The organism is Ruegeria sp. CL6, from assembly GCF_056536465.1.
Genome location: NZ_JBQFPR010000001.1, coordinates 41,163 through 55,930 on the forward strand (window position 1 = coordinate 41,163; position 14,768 = coordinate 55,930).

The 14,768-nt window shown below is 56.6% G+C and carries 15 protein-coding genes; 5 read left to right on the forward strand and 10 right to left on the reverse strand.

Going from position 1 to position 14,768, the window contains the following annotated elements; genetic code table 11:
• Nucleotides 1-35 precede the first annotated feature (35 nt).
• Nucleotides 36-527 (forward strand): pantetheine-phosphate adenylyltransferase, encoded by a 492-nt coding sequence (gene coaD / locus ACR0LH_RS00225; protein ID WP_170388543.1) that lies wholly within the window; start codon nucleotides 36-38, stop codon nucleotides 525-527.
• On the opposite strand, the gene gap (ACR0LH_RS00230) is transcribed toward coaD, so the two are convergent.
• From gap (ACR0LH_RS00230) to gap (ACR0LH_RS00240), 3 genes are all read right to left on the reverse strand, one after another.
• Complete coding sequence (gap, locus tag ACR0LH_RS00230; RefSeq protein ID WP_170416490.1) at nucleotides 519-1,523, reverse strand: type I glyceraldehyde-3-phosphate dehydrogenase; 1,005 nt, start codon at nucleotides 1,521-1,523, stop codon at nucleotides 519-521. The two genes, coaD and gap (ACR0LH_RS00230), sit on opposite strands and share 9 nt — an antisense overlap.
• Nucleotides 1,524-1,604: 81 nt before the next feature.
• Nucleotides 1,605-1,748: a hypothetical protein gene (locus tag ACR0LH_RS00235; RefSeq protein ID WP_170388540.1), complete on the reverse strand. Its 144-nt coding sequence runs from the start codon at nucleotides 1,746-1,748 to the stop codon at nucleotides 1,605-1,607.
• 71 nt (nucleotides 1,749-1,819) lie between these two features.
• Nucleotides 1,820-2,821, reverse strand: coding sequence for a type I glyceraldehyde-3-phosphate dehydrogenase (gap, locus tag ACR0LH_RS00240; RefSeq protein WP_480719213.1), 1,002 nt, complete (start codon nucleotides 2,819-2,821; stop codon nucleotides 1,820-1,822).
• A gap of 182 nt (nucleotides 2,822-3,003) precedes the next feature.
• Between gap (ACR0LH_RS00240) and ACR0LH_RS00245 the strand changes: the two genes are divergently transcribed.
• On the forward strand, nucleotides 3,004-3,966 hold the full coding sequence (locus tag ACR0LH_RS00245; RefSeq protein ID WP_170388536.1) for a DUF808 domain-containing protein: 963 nt from the start codon (nucleotides 3,004-3,006) through the stop codon (nucleotides 3,964-3,966).
• Nucleotides 3,967-4,021: 55 nt separating this feature from the next.
• Here ACR0LH_RS00245 and tkt read toward each other — a convergent pair whose 3' ends face one another.
• Nucleotides 4,022-6,046 (reverse strand): transketolase, encoded by a 2,025-nt coding sequence (gene tkt / locus ACR0LH_RS00250; RefSeq protein ID WP_480719214.1) that lies wholly within the window; start codon nucleotides 6,044-6,046, stop codon nucleotides 4,022-4,024.
• A 234-nt stretch (nucleotides 6,047-6,280) separates the two neighbouring features.
• Between tkt and ACR0LH_RS00255 the strand changes: the two genes are divergently transcribed.
• From ACR0LH_RS00255 to ACR0LH_RS00265, 3 genes are read left to right on the forward strand one after another with little or no spacing between them, the layout of a single operon-like run.
• On the forward strand, nucleotides 6,281-7,078 hold the full coding sequence (locus ACR0LH_RS00255) for a coiled-coil domain-containing protein (protein WP_170797383.1): 798 nt from the start codon (nucleotides 6,281-6,283) through the stop codon (nucleotides 7,076-7,078).
• Nucleotides 7,078-7,473: a cell division protein ZapA gene (locus ACR0LH_RS00260; RefSeq protein ID WP_480719215.1), complete on the forward strand. Its 396-nt coding sequence runs from the start codon at nucleotides 7,078-7,080 to the stop codon at nucleotides 7,471-7,473. The genes ACR0LH_RS00255 and ACR0LH_RS00260 overlap by 1 nt, the downstream gene beginning before the upstream one ends.
• Before the next feature lie 3 nt (nucleotides 7,474-7,476).
• On the forward strand, nucleotides 7,477-7,821 hold the full coding sequence (locus ACR0LH_RS00265; protein WP_480719216.1) for an MliC family protein: 345 nt from the start codon (nucleotides 7,477-7,479) through the stop codon (nucleotides 7,819-7,821).
• Here ACR0LH_RS00265 and grxD read toward each other — a convergent pair whose 3' ends face one another.
• The 6 genes from grxD to ACR0LH_RS00295 form a co-directional block, all read right to left on the reverse strand.
• Nucleotides 7,822-8,184, reverse strand: a complete 363-nt coding sequence (gene grxD, locus ACR0LH_RS00270) for a Grx4 family monothiol glutaredoxin (RefSeq protein ID WP_170388527.1) — start codon at nucleotides 8,182-8,184, stop codon at nucleotides 7,822-7,824.
• Nucleotides 8,171-8,461: a hypothetical protein gene (locus tag ACR0LH_RS00275; protein ID WP_480719217.1), complete on the reverse strand. Its 291-nt coding sequence runs from the start codon at nucleotides 8,459-8,461 to the stop codon at nucleotides 8,171-8,173. The genes grxD and ACR0LH_RS00275 overlap by 14 nt, the downstream gene beginning before the upstream one ends.
• A 42-nt stretch (nucleotides 8,462-8,503) precedes the next feature.
• Complete coding sequence (locus ACR0LH_RS00280; protein WP_170388523.1) at nucleotides 8,504-8,740, reverse strand: BolA/IbaG family iron-sulfur metabolism protein; 237 nt, start codon at nucleotides 8,738-8,740, stop codon at nucleotides 8,504-8,506.
• A gap of 135 nt (nucleotides 8,741-8,875) precedes the next feature.
• Entirely contained in the window at nucleotides 8,876-11,035 is a 2,160-nt protein-coding gene (gene purL, locus ACR0LH_RS00285) for a phosphoribosylformylglycinamidine synthase subunit PurL (protein ID WP_480719218.1), read from the reverse strand.
• A gap of 191 nt (nucleotides 11,036-11,226) precedes the next feature.
• Nucleotides 11,227-13,500 (reverse strand): mechanosensitive ion channel family protein, encoded by a 2,274-nt coding sequence (locus ACR0LH_RS00290; RefSeq protein WP_480719219.1) that lies wholly within the window; start codon nucleotides 13,498-13,500, stop codon nucleotides 11,227-11,229.
• 276 nt (nucleotides 13,501-13,776) lie between these two features.
• On the reverse strand, nucleotides 13,777-14,682 hold the full coding sequence (locus ACR0LH_RS00295; protein ID WP_170388518.1) for a LysR family transcriptional regulator: 906 nt from the start codon (nucleotides 14,680-14,682) through the stop codon (nucleotides 13,777-13,779).
• Between the last annotated feature and the right edge of the window lie 86 nt (nucleotides 14,683-14,768).

Here is a 14,768-nt window from a genome sequence, read left to right on the forward strand (position 1 = left end):
GCTTGCGCAGAAATTTTGTTGCGTAGGAGGCGGCAATGAGGGTTGGATTATATCCCGGAACTTTTGATCCGATCACACTGGGTCACATCGACATCATTCGCCGCGCTGCCGCATTGGTTGATAAACTCGTCATCGGTGTTGCGATTAACCGCGATAAAGGTCCGCTGTTTTCACTCGAAGAACGTGTGGCCATGATCGAGGCTGAGTGTGCGCATCTGACCGAGCAAACCGGCACTGAAATTGTTGCGCATCCGTTTGAAAACCTGCTGATCGATTGCGCCCGCGATGTGGGGGCGCAGATTATTGTGCGTGGGCTGCGCGCCGTGGCAGATTTCGAGTATGAATTTCAAATGGTTGGAATGAATCGCGCACTGGACGACTCGATCGAGACGGTGTTCCTGATGGCCGAAGCCCGCCATCAGGCGATTGCCTCGAAATTGGTCAAAGAGATCGCGCGGTTGGGAGGGGACGTGTCGAAATTCGTCACGCCCCGCGTAAATACTGCGCTGACCGAGCGGTTAGGCTAGGGCGCCCATCGCTGCAGCGGTATCCAGCATCCGGTTCGAGAAGCCCCATTCATTGTCATACCACGCAAGCACACGGACCAGTGTGCCGTCGGTAACTTTCGTCTCGGGCAAGGACACGGTCGAGCTGTGAGAATCGTGGTTGAAGTCGACTGAAATCAGCGGACGGCTCTCGGCCGCCAGAACACCTGGGATTTTAGCTGCAGCTTCGACAAACAAAGCGTTCACTTCTTCTTCTGTGGTCGGGCGTGAAACCTCTGCGACCAGATCAACGACTGACACGTTCGGAGTTGGGACCCGGATTGCCTGACCGGTGAGCTTTCCTGCCAGTTGTGGCAAAACAAGGCCAACTGCCGAGGCCGCGCCCGTTGTCGTGGGTATCATCGACAGGGCGGCTGCACGCGCCAGATAGGGATCCTTGCCCGCTGTGTCGTGCACGGGCTGACTGGCGGTATAAGCGTGTACCGTGGTCATGTTGCCGTGGACAATGCCAAGCCCAGCATCCAGAGCTGCAGCAACCGGAGACAGACAGTTCGTGGTGCAAGACGCATTTGAAACGACCGTGTCTTCAGACGTTAGCTCGTGGTCGTTAACGCCGAATACCACGGTCTTGACCCCACCTTCGCCGCGGGCCGGCGCTGAGATCAGAACCTTTTTGGCTCCGTTCTCAAAATGGCGCGACGCCGCTTCTTTGGTGCGGAATACGCCAGTACATTCAAGAACAACGTCCACATCAGACCAGTCCAGCTTTTCCGGCTCACGCTCGCTGGTGAGACGGATGGGTCCGTTGCCGACATCCAGGCCAGCCTCGGTGAGTTTCACAGGTTTGTTGTAACGGCCGTGGACGCTGTCGAACTCAAACAAGTGAGCGTTCATTTCGGGCTTGGCGAGGTCATTGATGGCAACGATTTCAACGTCGGTGCGCCCAGTTTCCATAATGGCACGCAAAACGCCTCGGCCAATTCGTCCAAATCCATTGATTGCTAGCTTTAGTGTCATGTTCTGCTCCGTCCGAGTCTCGGCTTTAACCAGTTAGCGCTAACAAAGGCAGATCGCAGTAAATGTCAAGTAAAACCTCCCTCAGCGCCAGAAGGCGAGCCAGTCCAGAAAGGCGTAAAGTTTCTTTCCGAGGAAAACCAAATGTTCGGGGCCGAAGAGTGCGTAATCCAGAATGATCGCGCCAAGTATCAGTAGGCACAGCCAGATTGCGATTTGATTGGTCATCGTGGCCCCGAACGAAAATGCCCGCCCAGATAACCTGAGCGGGCAAATATGTTCAAGATTTCAACGGCGTCTTAGTTAAGACGACCCATTGCAACGGCGACATCCGCCATGCGGACCGAGAAGGCCCATTCATTGTCGTACCATGCCAGAACACGCACCATCCGGTCGTTTACGACACGGGTCTGGTCCGGCGCGAAGATCGAGCTTTCTTCGGTGTGGTTGAAGTCTGTCGAAACCAGCGGCGCGGACTCATAGCCCAAAACACGCTGCATATGACCTTGCGAAGCTTCGCGGACAATGGCGTTCACCTCGTCCACAGTCACATCGCGCGCTGCGCGGAAGGTCAGGTCCACGGCAGAAACATTCGGTGTCGGAACCCGGATTGCCGAGCCGTCCAGACGGCCTTTGAGGTTCGGCAGCACCTCACCCAGCGCCTTGGCTGCGCCGGTCGAAGTCGGGATCATCGACATTGCAGCGGCACGGGCGCGGTACAGGTCACTGTGGCGACGGTCCAGTGTGGGCTGGTCGCCGGTATAGGCGTGGATCGTGGTCATGATGCCATGCTCGATCCCGATGCCTTCGTCCAGAACCTTGGCAAGCGGAGCAAGGCAGTTCGTGGTACACGAACCGTTCGAGACCATCTTGTCTTCGGCAGCTAGGCTGTTGTGGTTCACACCATACACGATGGTTTTGTCGACATTCTTGCCAGGCGCAGACAGCAGAACCTTTTGCGCGCCGCGCTCAAGGTGCGTCTTGGCCTTCAGGCCGTCATTGAACTTACCGGTGCATTCCAGAACGACGTCGCAGCCTTCCCAGTCCAGCTCGTTCATGTCGTAGGTCGAGAACATCTGCATCGGACCACGGCCCAGATCCATGGTATTGCCGTTGATCGCTACGTTACGAGGGAACCGGCCATGGACGCTGTCGTATTTCAGCAGATGCGCAGTGGTTTCCAGCGGACCGGTCGCGTTGACCTTGATCACTTCGATGTCGTTGCGAGCCGATGCCGCGATGTGCGACAGGGTACAGCGGCCGATACGGCCAAAACCATTGATGCCGACCTTTATGGTCATCAGACGTCTCCAAAATGCGCTTGCGTTGAGGGCCATATAGCGGTCTATGCGTCCTCCCAAAAGAGTAAAAACGTCACATTCTGAATGTGTTAGCGCAAACCTCAAACGATTGCGCTAACGCTTGCGCTAGCCTTTGGATCGGGTAGGGTCAGTTTGCGGCAGGTGATTGGAAAGGAAGCGGTATGAGCGGTCTTTTAGCGTTGTTGGACGATGTAGCGGGGATCGCGAAAGTTGCGGCGGCGTCGGTTGACGATGTGGTCGCTGCAGCGGGCAAGGCAGGGGCAAAAACCGCTGGGGTGATTATCGACGACGCGGCAGTTACGCCGAAATATGTCCAAGGTTTCGCTCCGGCGCGTGAGTTGCCGATAATCTGGCGCATCGCGCGAGGTTCAGTATTTAACAAGATCGTATTGTTGTTGCCCGTCGCTTTGCTGCTTGCGAATTTCGCGCCTTGGATGATCACGCCCCTATTGATGTTGGGGGGGTCATATTTGTGTTTTGAGGGGGCTGAGAAGATTTTTCATGTCCTGTTTCCACACGGCAGCCACGCTATCGACGAAGACATGAAAATACGCGACCCCGGCCACCTTGAGGAACAGAAGGTTAAAGGAGCGATAAAGACCGATTTTATCCTTTCGGCTGAGATCATGACCATCGCGCTTGCTGCCATCGAAGCGCCAAACCTTTGGATGCAGGCGGCAACTCTGGCAGTTGTCGGTGTGGGTGTGACCGTTGCCGTTTACGGTTCGGTCGCTTTGATTGTGAAAATGGACGATGTCGGATTGTTTCTGGCCCAAAATGCGATGACCCCGGTTGGTCGCGGGGCAGGGCGAGGGCTGGTCAAGGCTATGCCCATCGTCATGAAGGTTCTTTCAATTGTCGGTACAGCGGCAATGCTGTGGGTCGGCGGATCAATCATGATCCACGGTATGGAGGAGTTGGGTTTTGGCTGGTTGGGCCATCACATTCATGATTGGGCGTATGCGCTGGGACACTCAGTTTCGTCGTCGTGGACAGGTGTCGTTGAATGGGTGTCCAAAGCGGCAATGGACGGCGTGTTCGGGTTGGTCTGGGGCATGGTACTGATCCCCGTGGCAACAAAAATCATCTCGCCGCTGCTGTCCAAGAAGGCCGAAAGCCACTGATGTCAAATTGAAAAGGGCGGCCAGAGCCGCCCTTTGCTTAGTCTCTTTGGCTGACTTACAGCCCGAGAAGTTCTTTGACCTTGGCAGCGGTCGCTTCGGCGGTGATGCCGAAATGCTTGTACAACTCGCCAGCAGGGGCCGAGGCTCCAAAGCTGGACATGCCGATGAAGCCAGCCTTGGCTTCGCGACCGCGTTCACCCAGCAGCCAGCGATCCCAGCCACCCGCACGAACGGCGGCTTCGATGCCCACGCGGACGGGGCCAGCAGGTAGCACGCGCTTGCGATAGGCTTCGTCCTGCTGTGCAAACAGTTCCATGCATGGCATCGAAACGACGCGGGTGCCGATACCTTCGGCCTCGAGTATTGCCTTGGCTTCCATCGCCAGCGACACCTCGGATCCGGTGGCGATCAGGATGGCCTGACGTTTACCCTCGGCCTCGGCCAGAACGTAAGCGCCTTGCGCGGTCAGGTTCTTGGTCTTGTGCTGGGTGCGTACGGTCGGAACGCCTTGACGGGTCAGCGACAGGACCGAGGGGCTTTCCTTGAAGGTCAGCGCCAGTTCCCAGGCTTCGGCCGTTTCAATCGTGTCGGCGGGACGGAACACATAGGTGTTTGGCGTCGCGCGGCTGATGGCCAGATGCTCGACCGGCTGGTGGGTCGGGCCGTCTTCACCCAGACCGATGGAATCGTGTGTCATCACGAAGACCGACGGCACTTTCATCAGCGCGGCCAGACGCATGGACGGACGAGCATAGTCGGTGAAGGCCATGAACGTGCCGCCATAAGGCCGGATGCCGCCGTGCAACGCCATGCCGTTCATGGCAGCGGCCATGCCGTGTTCACGGATACCGTAGTGGATGTAACGACCCTTACGGTTTTCCGGCAGGAATACGCCCATATCGGCGGATTTGGTGTTGTTCGAGCCGGTCAGGTCTGCCGAACCGCCCACGGTCTCGGTCATGATCGGGTTGACGACGTTCAGAACCTTTTCCGACGAGGCGCGGGTGGCCAGTTTCGGTTGATCCTCGGACATCTGTTTCTTGAACGCGCGGATAGCACCTGCCAGTTTTTTCGGCGCTTCAAACGCATAGGCACGGTTGAACTCGGCCTGTTTGCGTTCTGAGATTTGCGCGAAACGCTCTTCCCATGCCGCGCGTTCGGCTGCGCCGCGTGCGCCGATGGCTTCCCACGCGGATTTCACGTCAGCGGGGATTTCAAACGCATCATGCGGCCAGCCATAGCCTTCCTTGGCCGCCTTCAGTTGCTCTTGATCGGTCAGTGCGCCGTGGCCTTTCGAGGTGTCCTGCGCCGCGTGACCCAAAGCGATGTGACTTTCGCAGGCGATCATGGTCGGCTTGTTCGACTTTTTCGCCTGAACGATGGCCGCGTCGATGGCCTGCGGATCATGACCGTCGATCTCGATCACATGCCAGCCCGAGGCCGCGAAACGGCGCACTTGATCCGTGCGGTCGGCCATATCAACGGTGCCGTCGATAGTGATGTTGTTGTTGTCCCAGAAGACGATCAGCTTGCTCAGCTCGTGACGACCGGCCAGCGTAATCGCCTCTTGGCTGACGCCTTCCATCAAGCAGCCGTCGCCTGCGATGACATAGGTGTAGTGATCAACGACCTTTTTGCCGTAATGTGCGCGCTGGATCTCTTCGGCCATGGCAAAGCCTACGGCGTTTGAGATGCCCTGACCCAGAGGTCCGGTGGTCGTTTCGATCCCTTCGACCAGAAAGTTTTCCGGGTGACCTGCGGTTTTCGCGCCCAACTGACGGAAATTCTTGATTTCTTCCAGTGTCACATCGCTGTGGCCTGTCAGATACAGCAGCGAATAGATCAACATAGAGCCATGACCCGCCGAAAGAATAAACCGGTCACGATCCGGCCAATTCGGGGCAGAGGCGTCAAACTTGAGGTGTTTCTCGAACAGCACGGTCGCAACGTCGGCCATGCCCATCGGCATACCGGAATGGCCGGAATTGGCGGCAGCGACGGCGTCAAGGGTCAGTGTGCGGATGGCCGCAGCTTTGTCCCAGTGTTCGGGGTTTGCATTGCGCAGCGCAGTCAGGTCCACGGGCGTTGTTCCTTTGGATTACAGGCAGATTGGCCGCTCAATACCATTCAGTCGTCAAAGTGCAAGCATAACCGGGAGTTGGGGTCGCCCAGAGGATCAAGAACGCAGTCCAACCTGTTGAAAGCAAACAGTGGGTATTTTCTGCGCCATTGGGTTAGACTAGAGCAAGATGCGGATTATGTTGATTCGGATGAACCGCAACACAAGGAACCTTGGTAAAGAGGTGGCAGGGGCATGAGCCAAATCGAAGAATTACAGCGCCGTATCGTCGCCGCGATGGAGCGGATTGGCACCGGGGTCGATGCCTTGCGTGACGCAGCACCGGTGGAAGGCGCCCAAGACGAAACCTTGCGCTCGGCTTTGGATGACGAACGCGTGGCCAATGCGCAGCTTGAAGAACGGCTTAAGGCGTTGAAGCACCGGCATGAACAAGAAGTCGATGCCATGCGTGCCGATATGGAAAGCCTGCGGTCTGCGCCTTCGGATCATCCTGAAAACGGTGCTTTGCGTGAGCAGTTGGCCGAAGCAACGGCAAAGCTGGCCGCTGTGGAAGCGGCCAGGGCAGAACTTGCTGATGCCAAGGCTGCTTTGGAAAATCAGGATGAGGTTGAGACCCTGCGGGCCGAGAACGAACAACTCAGGTCGGCTGCAAAAAATGCGCAGGAGATTGAGGCCGAGAACGCCAAGTTGCGTTCGGAACTGGCCGATAGCGAGCGTGTTGCAGAGCTGAGTGCCGAGCTTGAGATGTTGCGCGCCGAACGTAGCAGCCACGGGGCGGCAATGTCGCGGCTGGATGATGACCTACAGCGTATGCGCAAAGCCAACGAGCAGTTGCGAAAGTCGGTGGATGAACTTCGTGCCGCTTCTGAAAGTGGACTGCCAGACGCCGAGCTGCTGAACCGCGCGACTGTGGCCGAACTGGAAGCGACCCGTGCGGCTCAGGCCACGGATGCGGCCGAGGCACATGCGGTCTTGGCGCGATTGGAGCCCTTGCTGTCGCGAGCGAAACTGGCTGATGGAGAGGTAGAGTAATGCCCGAAGTGACCATACAAATCGGCGGGCGCGGCTTTGAAGTCTCGTGCCAGCAGGGTGAAGAAGTGTTTTTGCAGGCAGCAGCCAAGATGCTTGATGACGAGGCGCAAATCTTGTCCGATCAAATTGGCCGTATGCCGGAATCTCGGATGCTGTTGATGGCAGGTCTAATGCTGGCCGACAAAACCGCTGCAACGGACGACAGGATCAAGGCGCTTGAGGGAAAGCTGGCCGAGGCTGAGGCCGAGCTAAGCTCGCTTCGGAACAAGCCCAAACCAGAGCCTGAGAGAGTAGAAGTCGCCGTTGTGCCGCCCTCGGTAACAAATACACTGGCCGAGTTAGCTGCACGAGCCGAGGCGCTGGCGTCGGTGATCGAAGAGAAAAACGCCGGATAACAGATGCTTAGGACGTTATTTCTTGCTGCCGCGACCACCGTGTCGGGCAGTTTCGCTTGGGCCGAAATTGATATTCTTCCGGTTACATTCACCTGCGAGAACGGCGTTCCACTGCAAGTCGCCTATTTCAACGCCCCTGATGGGTCTAGTGCTGCGGCGATGATGCTTGACGGGCGGCTGATAGCGATGAACCAAACTCCGAGCGGCTCGGGAATTCGTTATGAATCCATAGGCGAAAACGGAACCTATATACTCCGGTCCAAAGGATGGGGCGCGACAGTCAGCTTTCTGGCGACGGATGACGCCGCCAGCGAGCAAGTTGTATTGAAAGATTGCGTCAGCCGCTGATTAAGCGTTTGCTTCGCGGATCTTGTCGGCCGCATCTTTGTCGTAGCCGACCCCGTTGTCGTCAAACAGAGTATCAAGTTCACCAGACAGGGTCATCTCGGTGATGATGTCGCAACCGCCGACAAATTCGCCTTTGACATAAAGCTGAGGAACCGTGGGCCAATCGGAATAGTCCTTGATGCCCTGACGTACTTCTTCGTCTGCCAGCACGTTCACGTCAGTGTATTCGACGCCCATATAGTTCAAGACACCGGCCACACGCGATGAGAACCCGCATTGCGGCATCTCTTTGGTGCCCTTCATGTACAGCACCACGTCATTTGCTTTGACGGTCTCGTCGATCTGGGTCTTAACGTCGCTCATCTTGCGTTTCCTTTTCACCCGCCTCGGGGGCATTGGTTTCATCTTTTGACAGGCCGGGTGCCCATCCTTCTTCCTCTAGCCGTCGGTGTTCGGCCTGGGCCAGTGCCAATGGGTCCAGCCCGTAACGTTCAATACCTCCGACACTACTGATCTTGTCCGGGTCGGGGCGCATATCGGCTAGCTTACGCTTTCTGTTTCGCTTCACATAGGCTTCGACCAGGGCTGCGGCAACCACCAACAGCGCGATAGCGCAGACCCAGAACAGCCAACCGCTCACTTCAGTGCCTCACTCGGGCAGTGGGGTGAGGGGGCGAAATGTTCATTCAGGCGCCTTCGTCGTCAACGCTAGCGCGTGCAGTTCACCGTCGGGGCCATCCATCTTGCCTTTCAGCGCGGCATAGACGGCGCGCTGCTGCTGGACCCGGTTTTTCCCGCGAAAACTTTCATCTACAACCATGGCCGACATGTGCACGCCATCGCTGCCGCCGACCTGAATTTCCGCATCTGGAAAGGCTTCGCGCAGCAGGTGTTCAATTTCGTGGGCGCTCATCGGCATGTAGGTATCTCCATAAGGTCTTTCCCAAGATGTAGAGTGCCGGGACCAAGCGTGCAAGGGTGAGGTGACGGCATAAAACACACAAAACCTGCGCTAGCCAAAGCGCAGGTTTTCGTGACAAACAATACCTGAAATTTAAGCGACCGCGGCTGAGAAGCTGCTGCGGAACGTAGCGGTAAGGTCATCCAGCGCGGCTTCGGAACTTCCGATACGAACGGTGTCACCGGTGAAACGACCGACCGAGACCAAGGATACGCAAGCCTGACCCGCAGCAATCATAAGCGCCTCAGCCTGATCAAAGTTGCAGGCGACCAGATAGCGGGCCTGATCCTCGCCAAACAGGAACTCGGTCGAGGCATCGTCGAGGCAGACGCCCACGCCGGCGGCCTCGGCCAGTTCAAACGCGGCCAGCGCAAGGCCACCATCGCCCAGATCGGTGCAGGCTTTGATCAACTCACGATTGGCGCGGATGAAATCTCCGTTACGCTTTTCTGCGTCCAGATCAACATGCGGCGCGTCACCGTCTTCGCGGTTAAAGACCTCGGCCAGCAGAGCAGATTGACCCAGATGACCGTTGGTGTCGCCGATGACCAGCGCGACGTGGCCCTCGCGGACCTCATTGCCTATGATCTCGTCGGTATGAGCCAAGAGGCCCACCGCGCCGATAGTCGGGGTCGGCAGGATCGCCTGACCGTCGGTTTCATTGTAAAGCGAGACATTGCCCGAGACGATAGGCATGTCCAGCGCAGCTACAGCCTCACCAATACCTTGGATCGCGCCGACGAACTGGCCCATGATTTCGGGCTTTTCAGGGTTGCCGAAGTTCAGGTTATCGGTGGTCGCCAAGGGTTTGGCACCCACGGCGGTCAGGTTGCGGTATGCCTCGGCGACGGCCTGCTTGCCGCCCTCGATCGGGTTGGCGCGCACATAGCGCGGGGTCACGTCGCTGGTGAAGGCCAGTGCTTTGTCAGTGCCGTGGATACGTACCATTCCCGCACCCAGGCCCGGCGTCCGGGCAGTGTCGGCCATGACCATTGTGTCATATTGCTCATAAACCCATTGTTTGCCTGCATAGTTGGGCGAGGAGAGCAGGGCGCGCAGACCGTCAATCGGGTCAATCTGAGGCACCTCGGTCAATTCCTCAGCCTCGGGCGTTGCAACCCACGGGCGGTCATATTCCGGTGCGGTCGAAGACAGCTTTGACAGGACCAGATCAGCTTTGACCTCTCCATTGTGGACGATCAGGAAACGGTCCTCGGCAATCGTTTCGCCAACGATGGCAAAGTCCAGATCCCATTTCTCGAACACGGCGCGGGCTTCGGCTTCAAGCTCGGGCTTGAGAACCATCAGCATCCGTTCCTGAGATTCCGACAGCATCATCTCATACGCGGTCATGTTCTCTTCGCGTTGGGGGACGTTTTCCAGATCCAGACGCACACCAAGGCCGCCTTTGTCACCCATCTCAACAGCCGAACACGTCAGGCCAGCCGCACCCATATCCTGAATCGAGATCACGGCACCGGTCTGCATCAACTCTAGCGTCGCTTCCATCAGGCGCTTTTCGGTGAAGGGGTCGCCGACCTGAACGGTGGGGCGCTTTTCTTCGATCGTGTCGTCGAACTCGGCCGAGGCCATCGTTGCGCCGCCAACGCCATCGCGCCCGGTTTTCGCGCCCAGATAGACAACGGGCATTCCGACGCCGGACGCAGCCGAATAAAAAATCTTGTCGCTGTCAGCCAGACCAGCGGCAAAGGCGTTCACAAGGCAGTTGCCGTTGTAGGCGGGGTGGAAACGGACTTCGCCTCCCACGCAGGGAACGCCAAAACAGTTACCGTAGCCGCCGATACCTTCGACCACACCATTCACCAGTTGGCGGGTTTTGTGGTGATCCGGCTCGCCAAAGGACAGTGCATTCATCGAGGCGATCGGACGTGCGCCCATTGTAAAGACGTCGCGCAGGATGCCCCCGACACCGGTCGCTGCGCCTTGGTAGGGCTCGATGTAGGACGGGTGATTGTGGCTTTCCATCTTGAACACCACAGCCTGTCCATCGCCGATATCGACAACGCCCGCGTTTTCGCCGGGGCCGCAGATTACCTGTGGTCCTGAGGTGGGCAGGGTGCGCAGCCATTTCTTGGAGGATTTGTAAGAACAATGCTCGTTCCACATGGCGGAAAAGATGCCTAGCTCGGTGAACGTCGGTTCGCGCCCTATGATCTCGAGGATCATGTCATACTCATCGGGTTTCAACCCGTGGGCGGCAATCAGATCCGGTGTGATGGCTGGCTCTTGCATCCTGTTTCAGTCCCCGAGATGGCAATGGTTGGCGCCTTTTAGGGGAAGGGACCGCCGGGGGAAAGAGGAAAGGCGAATTGACCGGTGCGTACTCTTGCCACGATCGCACTCTTTGAACCCAAGGTACGTGGTTCGCCGTGTTTAAAGGCAAGGCGGCGCGCGGCCCGATCGAGCCACGCGCCAGAGTAAAGCTATTTCTTCTGTTCCTGTTGTTCCTGTTGTTCTTGGGCCTGTTGCGCAACCGCATCCCCGGCCGCCGCGCCGATAGCAGCTTTTTGGTCGTCGGTCAGATGCTCGGCTTCTTCGAGGCCCGGAATTGCAACGCGAACCTCGCGGCGCGCAAAATCAATACCATTTTCCTTAAACGCGGCTTTGACGCGATTGAATATCTCTTTGCGCAGCGTGAACTGCTTGCCGGGCTTTGCCATGAACTTGCCGCGGATGATCATGCCGACATCGTCAAAGTCAAAAACACCCTGAGATTTGAACGGCTGCAGGAACCCATCCTTGTGGGTTTCATCCTCCATCATCTCGGCACCAATCTTCTTGAAGATTTTCTTGACCTTGTTTGGGTCGGTGTCGAACGGAACCGTGAACTTGAGCTTCATGATCACCCAGTCACGGCTGTAGTTCGTCAGCTTCTGGATTTCGCCGTAAGGAATGGTGTGCACAGGCCCGCGATGGTGGCGCAACTGCATCGAACGGATCGAGATTTTTTCGACCGTGCCGGTCGTGCCGCCAACATCTACATATTCACCAACGCGGAAGGCGTCGTCGATCAGGAAGAAGATACCTCCCACAATATCCGATACCAGTTTTTGAGCACCAAAACCGATGGCCAGACCAAGGATACCAGCACCAGCCAGCAGCGGCGTGATATCCAGCCCCAATGCACCCAACGCAAGGAGGGTAAAAATAACCGCGATCGCGACCTGTGCAGTGACACGTAGCAAAGGCAGGACAGTCGCCAGGCGCGAGCCACCAGACCCTCCGCCTTCGCCTGCTTCTTCGTCCGGACTTTGTTCGGCAGCAGTCTGTTCCTTCGCCAATCGGCGGTTGATCCAGAGCGAGACGACCTCGTTCAGGATGTAGCCAATCGCAATAATGATGAAGAACTGGATGACCTTGCTACCGGATTCCGTTCCGCCCCCTGCGATTTCTTGCAGATCAAGATCCCAGGCGTTCGCGATCAACAATATGATCAGGATACCCGCCAGAACACGTCCGATACGAATGTAGCTGCGTTTGGTAGATTTGTACGCGCGTTCGGCAACGGCTCCGTCGCCTAGCATTGGCGGCTGCAAATGACGGACAAGCCCCCGGATCAGTGTATCCAGCGCCGGTGCAATCAGCAGCCAGAACATTGTTGTGAAATGCGCTCCATGTGCCAGCAGGTCAAAGATGACTGGGCTGCCTTGTGCAGCAAGGTATTCGACCAGCAGCCAAGTGCCCGCCGAGACGCCAATGGCCATATATGGATATAGCCGCGCTACTTCCTCATCGAAACGGGTTCTATCGGGGTCAGAACCCCGCATCATATCGGAAAGGCCATCGCGCGCGCGCCATGCAATCAGGCCGATATAGATGTGGATCGCGGTGTTCAGCCAGAAACCAAGGCGGGATTCGCCCGGCGGCACTCCGTTAAGGGCGTTGAAGTCCAGAATGAACATCGTCAACCCGATCAACAGGAACAGGCCAATCAGGTTGCGATGAAGGTACTTTGCCCAGTGATCGTCAACGTTGACCAGTCTTAGATTGTGTTGGTTCGGAGCAAGTATGAACCGGGAAATCGCCGCGCCCAGACGCGGGAACCAGATCAAGTAGAATACGAACGGGGCAGCTTGCGCGAGCTGCTGTTCGTCCAATAGCTGGCGACCAACAAAAACCAGGGTGTAGTAAAAGACCAGAAGGCCCAGAAACTCTCCGCAGAACCGTTTGAAAAGATAGGTCAAGGCGCCACGCAAGTTGGACGAAGCGTCCCCGTCTACGACCTTGATCCAACGACGTGTCCACAAACCAACCAGTTTTTCTGCTGCATAGCCAATGGCCAACGCAAGGAATGTATACCCAAAGAGGGTGATAAGTCCGTTCGAGCCAAAAGTCGCTCCGAAATTTGAAAATGCTTCGGTCTGAGCTGTCACCAGCAATGGAACCTTGCGGATAACGTCCATCCATGACGCGGTCATGGTTGTTACGGTATCGGAAATCGTTTCGATCAAACCTTTTCTCGAGGCGGTGGTTTCAGCTTGTTGCGCAGCCACGGCATCCAATCGCTCAAGAAGGATCGCGCGGACTTGATCGTCTGACATGCGTGCAACAAGGTCGTCGACTTGTTCAGGAGTAAGATCCTCGGGAATTGAGATTGTTGCAGAGGAACCATTGGCCCCAATTTCCTGCGCGGCGATTGGCCCTGAAAGCACTAAAACTGAAAGTATCGCCAGCAAAAGACGAAAAGGGTGAAACATCGAATCTGTCCTCGAACACAAGTCTTGATATTTTTTTGTGATCATAGGTTTAAGTGCCCGGCTTTCCCAGATGTTTTGCCGGTTCGACGCAGCCCTCATTGCGGAAAGCAAAAAAAAGGCCGAGCACTAAGCTCGGCCGAAGTCCAACAGGGAGGTATGAAGATGATGAGCGTTTCAGCATCACCGCCTTCGAGTGCTCATTTAGGGATCAGTTTGTGAACGATCAAGATTTTTCGGTGTGATTTCGGGAATGTCCGCTATGATCGCCGCGCATACCTACAGTTTTCCCATCTGCTTCAACTGCTTGCGTTGTTCAATAATTTCGTCCTGCACAAAGTCGCGGAACGCAGCCACGCGCTTTGAGTGGCGCAATTCCTCGGGGTAGGCGAGATAGACAGGCACGTCGGCGGCATCAATGTCCGACAAAATCGGAACCAGATGCGGGAAATCCTGGGTCACGTAGTCCGGCAGCACGCCGATACCAAGATTGTGCAAAACACCCTGCAATACGCCGAAATAGTTGTTCACCGTAAGCAATGAGCCGGGATTGTAGGTCATAAGATGCCGAACCATAGAGGCGCTTGCACCAACTTGCGGGGCCGCGGGCGTTTGGCAGATCAGCCGGTGGGTGGAAATATCCTCAAGTGTTTCGGGTTGGCCGTTTTCGGCCAGGTATTCCTTTGTCGCATAAAGCTGCATTTGCACGGTCATCAGGCGTTTGCGCACAAGGTCGGCCTGGCTGGGTTCTTTCATTCGGATGGCAACGTCTGCCTCGCGCATTGGCAGGTCCAGAACGCGTTCCTCAAGCATCAGGTCGATATTCAGGTCAGGATATTGCTCGTAGAGCTTTGGAAGACGCGGCGCCAGCCAGAGCGTTCCGAACCCGAATGTCGTTGTGACGCGAAGCACGCCAAAGACTTCTTCTTCGCTGTCCCGGATACGCGCAGCTGCGGCGTCGAGGCGTTTGGACATGGCCGAGGTCGCATCGAACAGCAGCTCACCTTGTTCGGTCAGGATCAGACCGCGGGCGTGACGGTGAAACAGGGTCGAATCAAGTGTTTCTTCCAGTGCCCGAATTTGCCGACTGACGGCCGATTGCGATAGATTTAACCTGTCACCCGCATGGGTCAGGCTGCCTGCGTCGGCGACCGCATGAAATATCCTAAGCTTATCCCAGTCCATTACCGCAACTTTCGTTATCCTTCGGAATGACTATATGAAATAGGTAACAACTTCCACATTCAAACGGTGAAATCCTTATGTTTCAG